Annotated in this window: 1 protein-coding gene; it reads left to right on the top strand. The window is 36.3% G+C overall.

Annotated elements, in window-relative coordinates; genetic code table 11:
* Window positions 1-65: 65 nt before the first annotated feature.
* Window positions 66-245, top strand: a 180-nt coding sequence (locus B1R93_RS10750) for a hypothetical protein (protein WP_088103967.1), incomplete at its 3' end; no start/stop codon positions are given.

Here is a 245-nt window from a genome sequence, read left to right as displayed (position 1 = left end):
GCTTTTTTTTGAAAAACTTTGAACGGGTTCACTTATAGATTAGGTGTTTGGAAGGGGAGAAACTCATGAGTGTTGTACCATTTCAAAACACGTGGCCTTATGAGAAGCAATATAATGATATTTATTTGCATCAATGTCCGTATTGTGGAAGTGATCAGGTATTAACACATATGAAGCCACGTGATTTAAATCGAGCAAAGGAAGGGATCAAAACGATTCTGATTTTACCTTGCTGTAATAGCGTA

The organism is Halalkalibacter urbisdiaboli, assembly GCF_002156385.1.
Classification (GTDB): domain Bacteria; phylum Bacillota; class Bacilli; order Bacillales; family Bacillaceae_D; genus Halalkalibacter_A; species Halalkalibacter_A urbisdiaboli.
The sequence above is the reverse complement of the archived record's forward strand: the minus strand, read 5'-3'. Positions and strand labels throughout refer to the sequence as shown.